The 17096-nt window shown below is 70.8% G+C and carries 16 protein-coding genes; 12 read left to right on the top strand and 4 right to left on the bottom strand.

Features of this window, described 5'->3' with window-relative positions:
• Window positions 1-28: 28 nt before the first annotated feature.
• On the top strand, window positions 29-2038 hold the full coding sequence (gene thrS / locus MR1_RS02195; protein WP_067242996.1) for a threonine--tRNA ligase: 2010 nt from the start codon (window positions 29-31) through the stop codon (window positions 2036-2038).
• Window positions 2035-2610 carry an HIT family protein gene (locus MR1_RS02190; protein ID WP_067242994.1) on the top strand — a complete coding sequence of 192 codons (576 nt, stop codon included), beginning with the start codon at window positions 2035-2037 and terminating at the stop codon, window positions 2608-2610. Before thrS ends, MR1_RS02190 begins: the two co-directional genes overlap by 4 nt.
• 25 nt (window positions 2611-2635) lie before the next feature.
• On the opposite strand, the gene pdxY is transcribed toward MR1_RS02190, so the two are convergent.
• Entirely contained in the window at window positions 2636-3487 is an 852-nt protein-coding gene (gene pdxY / locus MR1_RS02185; RefSeq protein ID WP_067242993.1) for a pyridoxal kinase PdxY, read from the bottom strand.
• A 97-nt stretch (window positions 3488-3584) separates the two neighbouring features.
• Between pdxY and pdxS the strand changes: the two genes are divergently transcribed.
• Window positions 3585-4490 (top strand): pyridoxal 5'-phosphate synthase lyase subunit PdxS, encoded by a 906-nt coding sequence (gene pdxS, locus MR1_RS02180; RefSeq protein WP_067242991.1) that lies wholly within the window; start codon window positions 3585-3587, stop codon window positions 4488-4490.
• A gap of 4 nt (window positions 4491-4494) precedes the next feature.
• Complete coding sequence (gene pdxT / locus MR1_RS02175) at window positions 4495-5085, top strand: pyridoxal 5'-phosphate synthase glutaminase subunit PdxT (protein WP_067242989.1); 591 nt, start codon at window positions 4495-4497, stop codon at window positions 5083-5085.
• A 19-nt stretch (window positions 5086-5104) separates the two neighbouring features.
• On the opposite strand, the gene MR1_RS02170 is transcribed toward pdxT, so the two are convergent.
• Window positions 5105-6028: a phosphotransferase gene (locus MR1_RS02170; protein WP_067242987.1), complete on the bottom strand. Its 924-nt coding sequence runs from the start codon at window positions 6026-6028 to the stop codon at window positions 5105-5107.
• 136 nt (window positions 6029-6164) lie between these two features.
• Here MR1_RS02170 and MR1_RS02165 point away from each other — a divergent pair, with 136 nt between their 5' ends.
• From MR1_RS02165 to MR1_RS02130, 8 genes are all read left to right on the top strand, one after another.
• A complete protein-coding gene (locus MR1_RS02165) occupies window positions 6165-6923 on the top strand; it encodes a YebC/PmpR family DNA-binding transcriptional regulator (RefSeq protein ID WP_067242985.1) in 759 nt (252 codons plus the stop codon).
• A gap of 115 nt (window positions 6924-7038) precedes the next feature.
• Window positions 7039-7611, top strand: coding sequence for a crossover junction endodeoxyribonuclease RuvC (gene ruvC / locus MR1_RS02160; RefSeq protein WP_067242983.1), 573 nt, complete (start codon window positions 7039-7041; stop codon window positions 7609-7611).
• A gap of 9 nt (window positions 7612-7620) precedes the next feature.
• Window positions 7621-8247, top strand: coding sequence for a Holliday junction branch migration protein RuvA (gene ruvA, locus MR1_RS02155; RefSeq protein WP_067242982.1), 627 nt, complete (start codon window positions 7621-7623; stop codon window positions 8245-8247).
• The gene (gene ruvB / locus MR1_RS02150; protein WP_067242980.1) at window positions 8240-9268 is read left to right on the top strand and encodes a Holliday junction branch migration DNA helicase RuvB; all 1029 of its coding nucleotides are present in this window, start codon (window positions 8240-8242) and stop codon (window positions 9266-9268) included. Before ruvA ends, ruvB begins: the two co-directional genes overlap by 8 nt.
• A 91-nt stretch (window positions 9269-9359) precedes the next feature.
• Window positions 9360-9773 (top strand): preprotein translocase subunit YajC, encoded by a 414-nt coding sequence (locus tag MR1_RS02145; RefSeq protein ID WP_067243043.1) that lies wholly within the window; start codon window positions 9360-9362, stop codon window positions 9771-9773.
• A gap of 38 nt (window positions 9774-9811) precedes the next feature.
• On the top strand, window positions 9812-11542 hold the full coding sequence (gene secD / locus MR1_RS02140) for a protein translocase subunit SecD (RefSeq protein ID WP_067242978.1): 1731 nt from the start codon (window positions 9812-9814) through the stop codon (window positions 11540-11542).
• Window positions 11542-12537 (top strand): protein translocase subunit SecF, encoded by a 996-nt coding sequence (gene secF, locus MR1_RS02135; protein ID WP_067242976.1) that lies wholly within the window; start codon window positions 11542-11544, stop codon window positions 12535-12537. The genes secD and secF overlap by 1 nt, the downstream gene beginning before the upstream one ends.
• Before the next feature lie 65 nt (window positions 12538-12602).
• Window positions 12603-14852, top strand: a complete 2250-nt coding sequence (locus MR1_RS02130; protein ID WP_067242974.1) for a RelA/SpoT family protein — start codon at window positions 12603-12605, stop codon at window positions 14850-14852.
• On the opposite strand, the gene MR1_RS02125 is transcribed toward MR1_RS02130, so the two are convergent.
• Together MR1_RS02125 and MR1_RS02120 are read right to left on the bottom strand one after the other, a co-directional pair.
• Entirely contained in the window at window positions 14831-15421 is a 591-nt protein-coding gene (locus tag MR1_RS02125; protein WP_067242972.1) for a hypothetical protein, read from the bottom strand. The genes MR1_RS02130 and MR1_RS02125 overlap by 22 nt on opposite strands.
• 77 nt (window positions 15422-15498) lie before the next feature.
• Entirely contained in the window at window positions 15499-16857 is a 1359-nt protein-coding gene (locus MR1_RS02120; protein WP_084344296.1) for a DUF349 domain-containing protein, read from the bottom strand.
• Window positions 16858-17096 lie beyond the last annotated feature (239 nt).

Raw genomic sequence — 17096 nt, 5'->3', positions numbered from 1 at the left:
TAGAGGCGACCCTGGATGGAGAGTGTCTGTGCCTGAGAACGCCCAGCCGAGCACCCGCGACGGCTTCGCCCTGTTCCCCGATCGTTCCGTCGTCGCCCTGCGCGTCAACGGCGAGCTGAAGGACCTCGCAACGACGGTCGCGGACACGGACGCGGTCGAGCCCGTCACGATCGACAGCCCGGACGGACTGAACATCCTGCGCCATTCCACCGCGCACGTCCTGGCGCAGGCCGTCCAGCGGATCAAGCCCCAGGCGAACCTCGGGATCGGTCCGCCGATCACCGACGGGTTCTACTACGACTTCGGCGTGGACACGCCTTTCACCCCTGAGGACGTCAAGGCGATCTCCAAGGAGATGCAGCGGATCGTCCGGGAGGGGCAGCGGTTCGTCCGCCGTGTCGTGTCCGACGAGGAGGCGCATGCCGAGCTCGCCGACGAGCCGTTCAAGCTGGAGCTCATCGGGCTGAAGAGCCCGTCCGCCGCGGAAGGCGCCTCGGTCGAGGTCGGCGAGGGGGAGCTCACGATTTACGACAACGTCACGAAGGACGGCGAGGTCGTCTGGAAGGACCTGTGCCGCGGCCCGCACCTGCCGAACACCCGCATGATCGGCAACGGCTGGGATCTGACGCGGATCGCGGCGGCGTACTGGCGGGGCAGCGAGAAGAACCCGCAGCTGCAGCGCATCTACGGCACCGCGTGGCCGAGCAAGGACGAGCTGCGCGCGTATCAGCACCGCCTCGAGGAGGCGGCCAAGCGCGACCACCGGCGCCTGGGCCGTGAGCTCGACCTGTTCTCCTTCCCCGACGAGATCGGATCCGGCCTGTCCGTGTGGCATCCGCGCGGAGGCATCGTCCGCGGCGAGATGGAGCAGCACGCCCGTCGTCGGCACATCGCCGAGGGGTACAGCTACGTCTACACCCCGCACATCACGAAGAAGGACCTCTTCGTCACCTCCAACCACCTCGTCACGTACGCGGACGGCATCTGGCCGCCGATCCGCATGGACGAGGAGCGCGACGACGAGGGCAACGTCACCAAGCAGGGCGTCGACTATTACCTGAAGCCGATGAACTGCCCCATGCACATCCTCATCTACAAGGAGCGCGCGCGGAGCTACCGCGACCTCCCGCTCCGGCTGGCGGAGAACGGGACCGTCTATCGCAACGAGCTCTCGGGAGCCCTGCACGGGCTCACGCGCGTCCGCGGCTTCACGCAGGACGACGCGCACCTGTTCGTCACTCCCGACCAGCTCGAGGCGGAGACGACGAAGGTCCTCGAGTTCGTCCTGTCGCTGCTGAAGGACTTCGGGCTGAGCGACTTCCGCCTGGAGCTGTCGATGCGCGACGACGAGAAGTCGAAGTGGATCGGCGAGGAGGACGTCTGGGAGACGGCGACCGACGCACTGCGTCGGGTCGCCCTCGCCACCGGCCTCGAACTCATCGAGGAGCCGGGCGAGGCCGCGTTCTACGGCCCGAAGATCGACCTCAAGGTCACGGACGCCATCGGCCGCTCGTGGCAGCTGTCGACCGTGCAGCTCGACTTCAACCTTCCGGAGCGGTTCGAACTGGAGTTCACGGACCGGGACGGCGAGAAGAAGCGTCCGATCATGATCCACCGCGCGCTGTTCGGCTCGATCGAGCGGTTCTTCGCGATCCTGCTGGAGCACTACGCCGGTGACTTCCCGCTCTGGCTCGCCCCCGTCCAGGTCGTCGGCGTGCCGGTGGCCGACGAGTACGCGGACTACCTGGACGACGCGGTGGCGGCTCTCCGCGCTGCGGGCGTCCGCGCCGAGGTCGACCACTCCGACGACCGCATGCAGAAGAAGATCCGCACGCACACCACGGGCAAGGTCCCGCTCATCCTCATCGCCGGAGAACAGGACCGTGCGGCCGGCACGGTGTCGTTCCGCTTCCGCGACGGCTCCCAGGAGAACGGCGTCCCGCTGGCGGACGCCGTGGAGCTCGTCCGCCGGGCGATCGACGCCCACGCGCTGGTCTCCTCCGCCGCCGATCTGCGGCCGGAGGGGGCGTCGGCGTGACCGACCGGGCGACCGACCAGGGGCCGGAAGGTCCGGCCGCGGCGCCCGCGGAGGACGCCGCGCACCTCGCGGGGGTCCCGGACGAGTTCCAGCGACTGTGGACCCCGCACCGCATGGCGTACATCCAGGCCGGGCCCGAGCCGCTGCGCGAGGAGTGCCCGTTCTGCGAGGCGCCGAAGCACGAGGACGCCGAGCGTCTGATCGTGGCCCGCGGCGAGACCGCGTACGTGCTGCTGAACCTGTTCCCGTACAACTCCGGCCACGTCCTGGTCTGCCCGTACCGGCACATCGCGACGTACGACCAGGCGACCGAGGAGGAGGTCGCCGAGATCGGCGACCTGACCCAGACGGCGATGCGCGTGCTCCGCGAGGTCTCCCGCTGCGACGGGTTCAACATCGGCATGAACCAGGGCGCGGTCGCCGGCGCCGGCGTCGACGCCCACCTGCACCAGCACGTCGTGCCGCGGTGGACGTCGGACGCGAACTTCTTCCCGATCATCGCCAAGACGAAGGCGTTGCCGCAGCTGCTCGGTGAGGTCCGGCACACGCTGGCCGCCGCCTGGCCCCGCTGACCCGCGCGCGTCGCCGGGGCGGGGGTCAGCGGACCCTGACGACCTCGAACTGCTCGCGGGGGTTCGCGTAGAAGTCCTGCGCCTCGATGAGCTGCAGCTCGCGGGCGCCGGCGTCCAGGGTCGTCCTCAGGAGGTCGAAGACGCTCGACACCGTCTTGCGGAGCGCCTCGGCCGCGGAGGCGCTGCGCACATAGTGCGCGGTGAACAGCGCGGCGGTGACGTCGCCGGAGCCGTTCGCCTTCATCGGCAGGTGCGGGGTGCGCACGAGCCAGGCGCCGTCGTCGTCCGCCGCGAGCATCTCGATCGTCCCCTCGGGGCGGTCGGGGCGCTCCACGCTCGTGACGAGCACGGTGCGCGGCCCCATGGCCCTCGCCGCGTCCACGGAGGCCAGCGTGGACTCCAGCGTGTCCGGCTGCGTGCCGGTGAGGTATCCGAGCTCGAACTGATTCGGCGTGATGATGTCGGCGACCGGGACGACCCGGTCGCGCAGCAGATCCGGGATCGCCGGGGCGACGAAGCAGCCGGACTTGGCGTTGCCCATCACCGGGTCGCACGCGTACACCGCCGACGGGTTGGCGGCCTTCACCCTGGCGACCGCGTCGATGATCACGTCCCCGATGCCCTCGCCGCCCTGATAGCCGGAGAGCACGGCGTCCACGCCCGCGAACGCGCCGCGTTCCTCGATCCCGAGGATGACCTCGTGCACGTCCTCGGGGGAGATCAGGGGGCCGCGCCACGCTCCGTACCCGGTGTGGTTGGAGAAGTTCACCGTGTAGACCGGCAGCACCTCCACGCCGATGCGCTGGAGAGGGAAGACCGCGGCGGAGTTGCCGACGTGGCCGTACGCGACCGCGGACTGGATCGAGAGGATGCTCATCCTCCGATCCTCGCATCTCGTGAGCGTCGTCGCCGCACATTCCGTGATCTGTCTGTCGCTTGGCGTGGTGCCCTGCAGTCAAGCTATGCTTTGGCCTATGACAAATGAGAGCGCAGATCAGACGACGACCGGGACCTCTCGCGTGAAGCGGGGGCTCGCGGAGATGCTCAAGGGCGGGGTGATCATGGACGTGGTCACCGCGGACCAGGCGAAGATCGCGGAGGACGCGGGCGCCGTCGCCGTCATGGCCCTGGAGCGGGTCCCCGCGGACATCCGCGCGCAGGGCGGCGTGGCACGGATGAGCGACCCGGACCTCATCGACGGCATCATCGACGCGGTCTCGATCCCCGTCATGGCGAAGGCGCGGATCGGCCACTTCGTCGAGGCCCAGGTGCTCCAGGAGCTCGGCGTCGACTACATCGACGAGTCGGAGGTGCTCTCGCCGGCGGACTACGTCAACCACATCGACAAGTGGCGCTTCGAGGTCCCGTTCGTCTGCGGCGCGACGAACCTGGGCGAGGCGCTGCGGCGGATCACGGAGGGGGCGGCGATGATCCGCTCCAAGGGCGAGGCCGGCACGGGCGACGTCTCCGAGGCGATGAAGCACATCCGTACGATCCGCGGCGAGATCGCCCGACTCGGATCGCTCGCCGAGGACGAGCTCTTCGTCGCTGCCAAGGAGCTCCAGGCGCCCTATGAGCTCGTCGCCGAGGTCGCGGCCGCAGGGCGGCTGCCCGTCGTGATGTTCGTCGCCGGGGGAGTGGCGACGCCCGCCGACGCCGCGATGATGATGCAGCTCGGCGCGGACGGCGTCTTCGTCGGGTCCGGGATCTTCAAATCGGGAGACCCCGCAGCGCGCGCCGCCGCCATCGTCACGGCCACCGCCGCGTACGATGACGCCGCAGCGATCGCCGCGGCGTCCCGGGGCCTCGGCGAGGCGATGGTCGGCATCAACGTGTCCGATCTGCCGGCGCCGCACCGCCTGGCGGAGCGCGGCTGGTGACGCGGTGACCGCACCGGTCGTCGGCGTTCTCGCGCTCCAGGGCGACGTCCGCGAGCACGTGGCGGTGCTGTACGCCCTCGGCGCGGAGGTCGTCCTCGTGCGACGCCCCGCCGACCTCGCCCTGGTGCGGGGGCTGGTGCTGCCCGGGGGCGAGTCCAGCGTCATCGACAAGCTGTCGCGCACGTTCGGCCTGGACGGCCCGATCCGCGCCGCCGTCCGGGCGGGGATGCCGATGTACGGAACGTGCGCCGGGCTCATCCTGCTCGCCGACCGGATCACGGGAGGGATCGAGGGGCAACGCACCTTCGGCGGGCTCGACGTGACGGTGGCCCGCAATGCCTTCGGCGCGCAGGTCGACTCCTTCGAGACCCTGCTGGAGGTCGACGGCGCGGAGGCCCCGGTGTCGGCGACCTTCATCCGCGCCCCGCTCGTCACCGACGTCGGGGCTCGCGCGCGGCCCGTCGCGGCGCTCCCCGACGGCCGGGTCGTCGCCGTCGCGCAGGGAGCCCTCCTGGGCACGAGCTTCCACCCGGAGATGAACGGCGAGACCTGGTTCCACCGGCGCTTCCTCGATCAGGTCCGCGCGGCCGCCTGACGAGCCATCCGGACCGCGGTCAGAGCAGGTCGCCGATCCAGCGCAGGGCGGGCACCGCCTGCGCCCGCTGGAAGGCGCGCAGCCCGGGCAGGTCGGGGATCTCCGCCTGCGCCTGTTCGAACCACAGGAACGAGGCGAAGGCGGAGATCATCGGCAGGAGCTCCGACGCGGCCGGTGCGCCGTGCTGCCGGAAGATCTCCCACGCCTCCTCGCACCGCGGCCCGCCGCCCGCCTCCACGGACGGCAGGAGGAGGGGGAGGTCGAGCCACGGCGCGCCGGCCAGGGCATGCGGCCAGTCGAGCAGGCGAGCGCGTGTCCCCTGGAGCAGGATGTTGTCGGCGCGCGGATCGCCGTGCACGAGGCGGGTGCCGGCCACCGCCTCCGGGAACCGCTGCTCCAGGCGGACGAGGTCCGGGAGGCGTCGCCGCACCGCGTCCGGGAGCCCCCCTCGCAGGTCCGCGTCGGCGGAGATCCGGCCCCAGCGGAGGAAGCGGGGCGGCATCGACGAGGCGGCCTCGGGAAGCCCCGCCGGCGCCGGCGATTCGGCCACGGCGCGCAGGGCCTCGGCGACGGCATGGAGCTGGGCCGGCGTCCAGGGGGACCCCGGGTGCACGCCGTCGATCGCCTCCGTCACGAGGGCGATCCCGAAGTCGTCGTCGATCCCGGCTCGCAAGCCCGGAGCGGTCGACGCCTCCGTCCGGGTGAGGACGGCGATCTCCTGCCGGAGGAAGTCCCGGGAGTCGGCGTGGCCGCCATGGCCGGTCGCCTTGACGAAGCCGACGCCCGCGGTCGTGCGGACGACGCCGGCGTAGGTGGCGCTGAATCCGCCGTGTGCGGGCGCGTCCGAGACATAGGCCCCGCCGAGGGCCGCGAGGATCCGCGCACGCAGCCCCTCCGGGAGAGCGCTCCACTCCGGTCGCAGACGTTCGGCACCCATGCGCATCCCGCGATCCTATGACGGACCGGACGAGTGCTCGGCTTCCGTCATGACCCCGGGATCCCCGCACGGCGCGCCCGGACGTTTTAGAATGGACGACGCCCTGCGGGCGGACCCGCAGGCCGAAGACGAGCGGAGATCTATGTCCGGGCATTCCAAGTGGGCCACGACCAAGCACAAGAAGGCCGTCATCGACGCGCGCCGTGCGAAGTCGTGGGCGAAGCTCATCAAGAACATCGAGGTGGCGGCGAAGCTCGGCGGCCCCGACCTCCAGGGCAACCCGACCCTCTTCGACGCCGTCCTGAAGGCGAAGAAGACCTCGGTCCCGAAGGACAACATCGACCGTGCCATCAAGCGCGGCGCGGGCATCGGCGGCGAGGCCGTCGAGTACACCTCGATCATGTACGAGGGCTACGGCCCGAACGGCGTCGCGCTGATGATCGAGTGTCTGACCGACAACAAGAACCGCGCGGCCGCGGAGGTGCGCACGGCGCTCACCCGCAACGGCGGCACGCTCGCCGACCCCGGCAGCGTCGCCTACAACTTCACCCGCAAGGGCGTGATCGTCGTGGGCTCCGAGGGAACCACCGAGGACGACGTGATGATGGCGGTGCTGGAGGCCGGCGCCGAGGAGGTCGAGCCGCACGCCGAGGGGTTCGAGGTCATCACCGAGGCGACGGATCTGGTCACCGTCCGCACCGCGCTCCAGGAGGCGGGCATCGAGTACGAGTCCGCCGACGTCGAGTTCGTGCCGAACCTCAAGGTCGAGGTCGACGCCGAGACGGCGCGGAAGGTGTTCCGCCTCATCGACGCGCTCGAGGACAGTGACGACGTGCAGAACGTCTTCAGCAACTTCGACCTCACGCCCGAGGTGCAGGCCGAGCTCCAGAACGACGACTGACGCGGAGGTGACACGGCGGACCTCGGCTCCGTCGGGACCGCGCGGCGTGCGATCCGGACGCCCGCTACGGGCGCGCCGTCGCCCCTGCGGGCGGCGGCGCGCCTAGCCTGGGACGGTGAGCAGACGCGTCCTCGGCATCGACCCCGGTCTCACCCGTTGCGGTGTGGGCATCGTCGACGTCGATGCGCGGCGGCGCGGCACGCTGGTGCACGTCGGCGTCATCCGAACCCCGGTGGACGCCCCGATCGGCGAACGTCTGGCCGCGGTCGCCGCCGGCATCCGCGAGGTCGTGGCCGTGCATCGTCCGGATGCGGTGGCCGTGGAGCGGGTGTTCGCCCAGCAGAACCGGCAGACGGTGATGGGAACGGCGCAGGCGAGCGGCGTGGCGCTGCTCGTGGCGGCCGAGGCGGGCCTCCCGGCGGCCACGCACACACCCAGCGAGGTGAAGGCGGCGGTGACGGGATACGGGTCCGCGGACAAGAAGCAGGTGCAGGCGATGATCGCCCGCATCCTCCGCCTCGACGCGCCGCCTCAGCCGGCCGACGCGGCGGACGCTCTCGCGATCGCCCTCTGCCACGCGTGGCGGCGGGGGGCGGCGACCGGATCCGACGTCGCCGCGACGCCCGCCCAGAAGGCCTGGGCCGAGGCGGAGCGTGTCGCTCGAACATACGTACGAGCCCGGGCCTAGACTGGGACGATGATCTCCTCCTTGCGTGGCACCGTCCTGGCCACGGCCTCCGATTCGGTCGTCGTCGAGGTCGGCGGCGTCGGGTTCTCGGTCGCGGTCCCCGGCGACGTCGCCCACACGGCGCGGGTGGGCGAGCAGATCCTGCTGCACACCTCGCTCATCGTTCGGGAGGACTCCCTGTCGCTGTTCGGCTTCGCGGAGGCGACCGAGCTGGAGGTGTTCGGGCACCTCCTGAGCGTCACCGGCGTGGGGCCGAAGTCCGCGCTCGGCGTGCTCTCGCACCTCTCCGTCGACCAGATCGCCGCGGCCGTGGCGGACGACGACGACGCGCCGTTCCGTCGCGTGTCCGGAATCGGGCCGAAGACCGCGAAGCTGATCGTCGTCCAGCTGGCGGGCAAGCTCGCGCCACCGGCTCCCGCGCCGGCCGCCTCGTCCGCGCCCACGGAGATCGTGCAGCAGCTGGTGGCGGCGCTCGTGGGGCTGGGGTGGTCGGAGAAGGTCGCCGCGGAGGCGGCCGCACAGAGCACCGACGGCGCCAGCGCCACCGAGCTCGGTTCCGTCTCGCTGTTGCTCCGGCGGACGCTGGCGACGCTCGGGCCGGCCCAGCAGCCCGCACCGGGGAGCGGCCGTGGCTGATCCGCGCGACGTGGGCGAGGCCGTCGACGAGATCGAGCTGGCGATGGAGGGGGCCCTGCGGCCCACCAGCCTCGAGGAGTTCGTCGGCCAGCAGAAGGTGCGCGGGCAGATGAAGCTGCTGCTGGAGGCCGCCCGGATCCAGAGCCGGCCGGCGGATCACATCCTGCTCTCGGGGCCTCCCGGACTGGGCAAGACCACGCTCGCGATGATCGTCGCGCACGAGAGCGGGCGTGCGCTCCGGCTCTCGAGCGGCCCGGCGATCCAACACGCGGGGGATCTCGCCGCGCTGCTGTCCAGCCTGACCCCGGGCGAGGTGCTCTTCATCGACGAGATCCACCGCATGGCGCGCTCCGCGGAGGAGATGCTGTACCTCGCGATGGAGGACTTCCGGATCGACATCATGGTGGGCAAGGGCGCCGGCGCGACGAGCATCCCCCTGGAGCTCGCGCCGTTCACGCTCGTGGGCGCGACGACCCGTTCGGGCCTCCTGCCCAACCCGCTGCGCGACCGGTTTGGCTTCACTGCCCACCTGGAGTACTACGAGGCCGATGAGCTGGAACAGGTCGTCGAGCGGTCGGCGGTGGTGATGGGCGTGCAGGTGCCGTCGGCGGCGCGTGCGGAGATCGCTCGCCGCTCCCGGGGCACCCCGCGCATCGCGAACCGACTGCTGCGGCGCGTGCGCGACTACGCCCTGGTGCACGGCGGGGGAGACGCCGCCACGATCGAGGACGTCCGTGCCGCGCTCGAGCTGTACGACGTCGACCCGTTGGGGCTCGACCGTCTCGACCGGGCGGTGCTGGACGCCCTGGTGCGCCGCTTCCGCGGCGGGCCGGTGGGGCTCAGCACGTTGTCCGTCTCCGTCGGCGAGGAGGCGGACACCGTCGAGAGCGTGGTCGAGCCGTACCTGGTGCGGATCGGCTTCATGGGGCGCACGCCGCGAGGACGGATCGCGATGCCCGCGGCGTATGCGCACCTGGGCGTGGCGCATCCCGAGGGGGCCGCGTTGTTCGATGACCTATAATCGCTGAAGACTTCACCCCTCGTTCCCCGATGCCCGCCAAGGGCGGCGCGCACGCGCTGAAAGGCCACGCACTCGCATGGACAACGCCTTCATGACCTTCCTCTCCCAGTACGGCCTCTTCTTCGTACTGGCCCTCCTCCTCGTCTTCATGATCTTCTCGACGCGCAAGCGGAACCAGAAGATGAAGGCGGAGCAGGAGGAGAAGCAGCGCGAGAGCGTCCCCGGTGCCCGCGTGCTCCTGCAGGGCGGGCTCTACGGGACCATCGTCGAGTTCGACGCGGAGAACCTGGACCGGCCCGCGCGCATCGAGGTCGCCCCGGGCGTCGTCATCGACGTCCACTCCCAGGCGATCCTGCGCGTCGTCACGGACGAGCCGGCGCCGCAGACGCCCGTGACGCCGCTCGACGAGCGCGAGCCGTCCGGCGACGCTCCGGCCGAACCGAGCGTCGAGACGCCGGAGGAGACGCGCGCCCGCCTGGAGCGCGACTCCGACGACGACAAGTGACTCGCGCGCACGCCCCGCACAGAAAGCCCTGAGACTCCGTGGCATCTTCCTCTCCCGTCAAGCACGCCTGGCGGGTCCTGATCGGCCTCCTGATCGCCACCGCCGTGCTGTTCGGCATCAACGCCATCGGCGTGTACGGCTTCGGAAAGAGCTCGTGGACCCCCGAGCTCGCGCTCGACCTCCAGGGCGGGACGCAGATCATCCTCGGCGCCCAGACCGAGGACGGCGCGGACCCCAGCCAGGAGCAGCTGGACCAGGCCGCCGCGATCATCCGCCAGCGCGTGGACGCCGCCGGCGTCGGTGAGTCGGACATCACCACCGAGGGCGGGCGCAACATCGTCGTCCAGATCCCCGGCACCGCGGACGAGGAGACGCGCAACCGCATCCAGTCCGCGGCGAAGCTCGAGCTGCGTCCGGTGCTCGCCGCCACCAGTCCGGCGACGTCGTTCGTGGGCGAAGACGGCAACGAGACCGCGTACCCGACGCCGAACGAGACCATGCCGTCGACGCCCTCTCCGGAGCCGACGGACGGCAGCGACCTGGCGTGGATCACTGAGAAGCTCCAGGCGGAGTTCCTGTCCACGCCCTGCTCCGCCACGGACCAGGACCCCGCGGGCGCGCCGGCGGACCAGCCGCTGATCTCGTGCGACCCGGCGGGTCAGGTCAAGTACCTGCTCGGACCGGTGGCACTGGACGGCTCGTCCATCGACGATGCGACCAACGGCCGCGAGCAGGACTCGGGCCGCTGGGTCGTCAACCTGACGTTCGACGACAAGGGCACAAAGGCCTTCGCGGACGTGAGCCAGCGTCTGTTCGGCTACAAGGGCCAGGGACTCACGCCCCGTGACCAGTTCGCGTTCGTGCTCGACGGCAAGGTGATCTCCGCCCCGCAGATGAACGGGATCATCCTCAACGGAAAGCCGTCCATCAGCGGGTCGTTCACACAGGAGACGTCGAAGACGCTCGCGGATCAGCTGCGCTACGGCGCCCTGCCGCTGAGCTTCGAGGTGCAGAGCTCGGGGACGGTCTCGGCCACCCTCGGGTCCCAGCAGCTGCAGATTGGCCTGATCGCGGGCCTGATCGGCCTCGGCCTGGTCGCGGTGTACTCGCTGCTGAGCTACCGCGCCCTCGGCTTCGTCATCATCGCCTCGATCGCCGTGATGGCGGTGCTGACGTACATCATCGTCTGCATCCTGGCGTGGCGCCTCGGCTTCCGGCTCTCCCTGGCCGGCGTCGCCGGTCTGATCGTGTCCATCGGGTTCGTCGCCGACTCGTTCATCGTGTACTTCGAGCGAATAAGGGACGAGCTGCGCGACGGCAAGTCCATCACGAGCGCGGTGGAGGACGGCTGGGGTCGTGCCAAGCGGACGATCTACATCTCGAAGTCGATCAACATCCTCGCGGCCGTGGTCCTGTACATCCTCGCCGACGCCACGGTGAAGGGCTTCGCCTTCGCCCTCGGCCTGACGACGGTCATCGACGTGTTCATCTTCGTGATCTTCACGCACCCGGTGATGCAGCTGCTGGCCCGAACCCGGTTCTTCGGCGACGGCCACCCGCTCTCCGGAATGGACCCCGAGGCCCTCGGCGCCGTGTACCGCACCCGCACCCAGTACCGCGCGGTCGCCGCCGGTTCGATGGGCAAGGCGGCGCGGGCAGGACGCTCGCGCGGCGAGGCGGAGCGTCGCCAGACGATCGCGGAGCGCAAGCGCGCGGAGACCCTCGTGAACGACAGACCCGCCGCGGGCGGCCCGGAGGAGAACGCCTGATGCGGTCCATGAATCAATTCGGAAACGACCTCTACAGCGGCAAGACCTCGTTCCCGTTCGTCGGCAAGCGCCGGCTGTGGTTCGTCCTCGCCATCCTCCTGGTGGTCGGATCGGCCCTCGTGCCGCTGTTCCGGCCGATCCAGTTCTCGATCGAGTTCACGGGCGGCTCGCAGTTCACGGTCGAGGCCCCGGCCACCACAGACCAGTCCCTGGCCGGCGAGGCCGTGCGGACGGTCGTGCCCGGTGCGACCACGAAGGTCACCACGGTCGGCGGCAAGGACATCCGCGTCCAGACCGACCAGATGACCGACGCGGAGACCCACAAGGTCGCCGAGGCGCTGGCCTCGGCCTACGGGGTCGAGCCGGACGCCGTCAACTCGTCGTTCATCGGACCCAGCTGGGGGGAGAGCGTCACCCGGCAGTCGCTGTGGGGCCTGGCCATCTTCCTGGCCCTGACCTTCCTGATCCTGGCGATCTACTTCCGGACGTGGAAGATGTCCGCCGCAGCGATCATCGGTCTGCTGGACGTGCTCGTCATCACGGTCGGCGTCTACGCCGCCTTCGGCTTCGAGATCTCGCCGGCGGCCGTCATCGGCTTCCTCACGATCCTCGCCTACTCCCTGTACGACACCACGGTCGTGTTCGACAAGATCCGCGAGAACACGTCCGAGGAGGGGATCAGATCCGGTCGGACCTTCGGGGAGTCGGTGAACCTCGCCGTGAACCAGACGCTCATCCGCTCCATCAACACGTCGATCGTGGCGGCCCTCCCGGTCGGGGCGATCCTGTTCATCGGCGCCGTGTGGCTCGGGGCGGAGACGCTTACCGACATCTCGCTGTCGATCTTCGTCGGCATCCTCGTCGCGACGTACTCGACCCTGTTCGTGGCAGCGCCGCTGTACTCGCTGTTCCGTGAGAAGGAGGGGTCGATCGCGGAGCACGACCGGCGGGTGGCCGAGGCGCGGGAACGCGCGGTCACGACGGCGCAGGCCTGATCCGTGCCGGCGGTCCCCGCGGTGTCGCGCGCGCGTAGGATGTTCACTCTCGGGGAGGTGGGCGCATGAGCGAGGCGAGCACCGCGCAGGGATCGAGCCTGCGCCGGCTGGTTCCGCGCATCTTCTCGCGCGCCCCGCGGATCAACGACCTCGACAACCTGATCCGCACGGTCCGGCAGAACCATCCCCGCGGAGATCTGGCGATCATCGAGCGCGCCTACGCGGTGGCGGCGGAGAAGCACGCGGGACAGAAGCGCCAGAGCGGCGAGCCCTACATCACGCACCCCATGGCGGTCGCGCAGATCCTGGCCGAGCTCGGCCTCGGGCCGCGCGCGATCGCAGCGGCGCTGCTGCATGACACGGTGGAGGACACCGGCTACGCCCTCACGGAGCTGACGGCGACGTTCGGCGACGAGGTCGCGATGCTGGTCGACGGCGTCACCAAGCTCGACAAGGTGAAGTACGGCGACAGTGCGCAGGCGGAGACCGTCCGCAAGATGATCGTCGCGATGTCCAAGGACATCCGGGTCCTGCTCATCAAGCTGGCCGACCGGCTGCACAACGCCCGCACGTGGGGCTTCGTGCCTCCCGAGAAGGCGGCGCGCAAGGCGACCGAGACGCTGGAGATCTACGCTCCGCTCGCGCACCGCCTCGGTATCCAGGCGATCAAGTCCGAGCTCGAGGACCTCTCCTTCGCGGTCCTGCATCCGAAGATCTACGCGGAGATCGACAGTCTCATCAAGCAGCGCACGCCGCAGCGTGAGAAGTACATCGGCGAGGTCGTCGAGGCGGTCGAGAGCGACCTGCGCGACCTCCGCGTGCGCGGCAAGGTCGCGGGCCGCCCGAAGCAGCTCTACTCCGTCTACCAGAAGATGGTCGTGCGCGGGCGCGAGTTCGACGACATCTACGACCTCATCGGGATCCGGGTCCTGGTCGGCACCGTGCGCGACTGCTACGCCGTCCTCGGCGCCATCCACGCCCGCTGGACGCCGCTGCCCGGCCGGTTCAAGGACTACATCGCGACGCCGAAGTTCAATCTCTACCAGTCGCTGCACACGACGGTCATCGGTCCGGGCGGACGCACCGTCGAGATCCAGATCCGCACGCACGAGATGCACCAGCAGGCGGAGTTCGGCGTCGCGGCGCACTGGATGTACAAGGAGCGGATGAACGGCGGGCGCACCGAGCTGCGCGCCTCGGACACCGACATGGCGTGGCTGGCGCACATCTCGGATTGGCAGGCCGAGACGGCCGATCCCAGCGAGTTCCTGGACTCCCTCCGCTTCGAGATCGGGGCGAAGGAGGTCTACGTCTTCACCCCGAAGGGCCGCGTGATCGGCCTGCCCTCCGGCGCCACACCCGTCGACTTCGCGTATGCCGTGCACACCGAGATCGGCCACCGGACGATGGGTGCGAAGGTGAACGGGCGGCTGGTGCCGCTGGAGTCGGTGCTCAAGAGCGGCGACGTGGTGGAGGTGTTCACCTCGAAGAACCCCGACGCCGGTCCGAGCCAGGACTGGCTCACGTTCGTCCGCAGCACGCGCGCGCGCAACAAGATCCGCGGCTGGTTCACGAAGGAGCGGCGCGAAGAGGCGATCGAGCAGGGCAAGGAGGCGATCGCCCGGGCGATGCGTCGCCAGAACATGCCGCTCCAGCGCCTCATGAGCCAGGAGTCGTTCGCCGAGGTCGCGCAGCAGCTGCGCTACGAGGACGTCTCGGCCCTGTATGCCGCGGTCGGGGAGGGGCACGTCTCCACCCAGTCCGTGCTGGAGAAGGTGACGGCCCTCGTCGGCGGCGACGAGGACACGAACACCGGTGCGATCGACATCCCGGCGCCTGGGCGCGCTCGGATCCCCCGCGAGGCGGACTCCGGCGTCCTCGTGCGCGGTGCGGCCGACATCCTGGTCAAGCTGGCCAAGTGCTGCACCCCGGTTCCCGGGGACGAGATCGTGGGTTTCGTCACCCGGGGCAGCGGGGTGTCGGTGCACCGGGCGGACTGCGTCAACGTCAAGGCGCTGTCCGCCGACAAGGATCGGCTCGTGGACGTGGAATGGGCCCCGACCACTCGCAGCGTGTTCCTCGTCCAGATCCAGGTCGAGGCGCTGGATCGTTCCGGGCTGCTCTCCGACGTGACCCGTGTGCTGAGCGAGCATCACGTGAACATCCTCTCGGCGACGGTGCAGACCACGTCCGACCGCCTGGCTCTGAGCCGATTCGTGTTCGAGATGGGCGATACCGTGCACCTCGACCGCGTGCTGAACGCGGTCCGGAGGATCGACGCGGTCTACGACGTCTACCGGGTCACGTCGTCCTGAGGCAGCCGCGCCGCTGAGGTCTCCCGGAGGGCCTCGTCGAGGACCGCTCGCGCCTGGCGGTGACCGGGGGTCCTGCGGTAGGCGTCGAGGCGGTCGGCGGTCTCGTCCAGGATGTCGGGCCGCACCGACAAGAGCGCGCGTGCCCAGACCGCGTTTCCGGGGTGCCTCGTGATTCCGCGGACGAGGTCCAGAAGGGTCCGTACGGGCGTGGCGACGAGGGCTCCGCCGATCACGACCGTGTCGCCCGGATCCAGGCGCAGGTCGTGCAGGAGCAGCCGTGGCGACGGGGGCATCCGTACCCGCCGGTCACCGACCGGCTGCACCTCGTGTCGGTGCGGCGGCCGATCCCCGGCTCCGTGGACCCATGCCGCGCTGGCGCCGGTGAAGGCGAGTCGCTCTCGTCCCTGCCGGTGGGCGACGAGGACCGCTGCCCGCAGCGCCGGGGAGTCGACGAGGTCCGCCGGCACGAACATGTCGTCGATGTCGATGACGTCGCCGTCCAGCCGGGCGGCACAGAGCTCGGCTTCGGAGAGGCGGTCGCCCGGACGATAGAGGAAGACGGGATGCACCCGCTCAGTGTGCCGCACACGCACAGGGCGGGTGGTCCGAAGACCCCCGCCCTGTGGACAGTCGACCGTGCGAGGGATCAGCCCTCGAGCGCCCGCAGCCAGGCACGCCGGGCCGACAGCGCCTCGTCGGCGGCCGCGACGGCCTTGGCATCGCCCGCCGCCTCCGCGGCGGCGCGCTCGGACTCGAGCTTCTCGATCGCCTCGACGAGCTGACGGCTCATGTCGCCGGCACGTGCCTTCGTCTCGGGGTTGTTCCGCTTCCAGTCCACGTCCTCGCGCGTCTTCAGCGCCTGCTCGATGACGCGCAGCTTGTCGTCGAGCGCGCGCTCCTTGTCCCGCGGGAAGATGCGCCCGACCTCGTCCCACTGGCGCTGGATGCGCGTGAGCAGGGCCCGCGCCTTGCCGAGGTCGGCCTCGTCGGCCACGGCCTTCGCCTGTTCGAGCAGCGCCGTGCGGGCCTCGATGCGCGGAGCGGACTCGGCCTCCTCGGCAGCGGACTGCTCGGCGCGGGCGGCGTAGAGGGCGTCGCCGGCGGCCTTGAACTTCGCCCAGAGGGCGTCGTCGGCCTTGCGTCCGGCCCGACCCGCCGCCTTCCATTCGTCGAGCAGACCGCGGTACGCCGGGATGCCGTCCACGCCGCGGGGCGCGAGCGCCTCGGCGCGCTCGACGAGGCGCGCCTTCCGGTCGCGGGCCGCCTTGTGGTTCTCGTCGAGCTCGGCGTAGAAGGCCCGCCGCTGGCGGTCGACCGTCGCGCGCGCGTCACGGAAGCGCTTCCACAGCTGGTTCGCCACGCCCTTGGGAAGGCGGGGCCCCGACTGCTGCTGAGCCTGCCAGCTGTCGAAGAGCTCGGTCACCTCGGCGGTGACCTTCTTCCACTGCACGGAGGAGAGGTCCTGCGCAGCGATGGCCTCGGCGCGTTCCACGAGGGCGGTGCGGTCCGCGATGGCCTGGTCGAGCGCGGCCTTGGCCTCCTCGGCCTCCGCAGCCGACGCGTCGGCCAGCGAGGCGACGAGGGCGTCGAGTCGTGCCCGGAGGCCGGCCAGATCGCCCACGGCCGCCGCGTCGGTGACCTCGCCGAGGAGATGGCGGGCCTGCTTCGCGAGGTCGCCGGCGGCGGCGCCGCCGGCCTGATGCCGCTGCTCCAGCGCGCGCACCTTGAAGGCAAGGTCCTCGTACTTGCGGGCGAAGTAGGCCAGCGCCTCGGCCGGAGTGCCGTCCGGATACTGGCCGACCACGCGCCAGTCGTCGCCCTCTCGGACGGAGACGGTCCCGTCGTCGGTGACACGGCCCCACTCCGAGGCGTCGACGGACGGCACGGCCGGGACGACCGGCGCCGCCGGAACCGCGGCAGCGGCGGGCTTCAGTGCGGACGGACTCGGCCGCGGGATCCTCGGCGGGGCGGGGACGGGGCTGTTCGCGGACTCTTCGGCAGACACGATGGGAACTCCTTGCGCGGCAGGACCGCGGGAGGCGGAAAGGACAAGGCTCAGCCTAATACGGCGGACGGACGCGGCACAGGACGCCGTGACGAGGGATCAGTCGGCGGACGTGCGGGTGGGCGTCGGGGCAGGAGCCGTCGTCGGCGTCGCGGACGGCGTGGCCGCGGGGGTCGGGGTCCCGGACGGGGACGGCGAGCCCGATGGCGCCGGGGAAGGGGTGCCGGTCGGGGTCGGGG

Origin of the sequence: Microbacterium resistens NBRC 103078 (assembly GCF_001552355.1) — a bacterium.
Lineage (GTDB): Bacteria > Actinomycetota > Actinomycetes > Actinomycetales > Microbacteriaceae > Microbacterium > Microbacterium resistens.
Note: the sequence above shows the minus strand (reverse complement) of the source record. Positions and strands in the feature narration are given on the sequence as shown.

What these genes read in the sequence shown, in the direction of transcription:
- MR1_RS02170 (WP_067242987.1), bottom strand. Translation starts at nt 6,028, where the DNA reads ATGCGCATGGGTGCCGAACGTCTGCGACCGGAGTGGAGCGCTCTCCCG.
- ruvA (WP_067242982.1), top strand. Translation starts at nt 7,621, where the DNA reads ATGATCTCCTCCTTGCGTGGCACCGTCCTGGCCACGGCCTCCGATTCG.
- MR1_RS02145 (WP_067243043.1), top strand. Translation starts at nt 9,360, where the DNA reads ATGACCTTCCTCTCCCAGTACGGCCTCTTCTTCGTACTGGCCCTCCTC.
- pdxY (WP_067242993.1), bottom strand. Translation starts at nt 3,487, where the DNA reads ATGAGCATCCTCTCGATCCAGTCCGCGGTCGCGTACGGCCACGTCGGC.
- pdxS (WP_067242991.1), top strand. Translation starts at nt 3,585, where the DNA reads ATGACAAATGAGAGCGCAGATCAGACGACGACCGGGACCTCTCGCGTG.
- MR1_RS02130 (WP_067242974.1), top strand. Translation starts at nt 12,603, where the DNA reads ATGAGCGAGGCGAGCACCGCGCAGGGATCGAGCCTGCGCCGGCTGGTT.
- secF (WP_067242976.1), top strand. Translation starts at nt 11,542, where the DNA reads ATGCGGTCCATGAATCAATTCGGAAACGACCTCTACAGCGGCAAGACC.
- MR1_RS02165 (WP_067242985.1), top strand. Translation starts at nt 6,165, where the DNA reads ATGTCCGGGCATTCCAAGTGGGCCACGACCAAGCACAAGAAGGCCGTC.